Origin of the sequence: Variovorax sp. dw_954, from assembly GCF_018449755.1 — a bacterium.
GTDB lineage: Bacteria > Pseudomonadota > Gammaproteobacteria > Burkholderiales > Burkholderiaceae_C > Variovorax.
The window spans coordinates 1-298 of sequence record NZ_JAAVVD010000131.1; the positions used below are offsets into that span (position 1 = coordinate 1).

Consider the following 298-nt stretch of genomic DNA (forward strand, 5'->3'; position numbering starts at 1 on the left):
TGCATGCTCAGCTTCCGACAGTCAGGCGCCAATTGCCGATGAGGTTGAACGGGGCCCAGAAGAACGGGTGCGACATGCTGGGGTTCTTCAGCACGGCCAGCTGCCCGGCCTGCATCGCGCGCTGGATGTCGCGGCCCTTGGCCAGCTCGGCATACAGCGTGGTCATCAGCACCTCGGTCGCGTCATCGGACACCGACCACAGCGAGGAGATCAGGCTCGAGGTGCCCGCCGACAGGAAGGAGCGCGTGAAGCCCAGCACCTCGTCGCCCGTGGCCACGCGGCCCAGGCCCGACTCGCA

General features: G+C 67.4%; 1 protein-coding gene. It reads right to left on the reverse strand.

The genetic code is table 11. The annotated features are described in order from the left end of the window. Positions 1–7: 7 nt before the first annotated feature. Positions 8–298 (reverse strand): CHAT domain-containing protein (locus HB681_RS37840; RefSeq protein ID WP_213960006.1); only part of this gene is annotated, 291 nt, incomplete at its 5' end.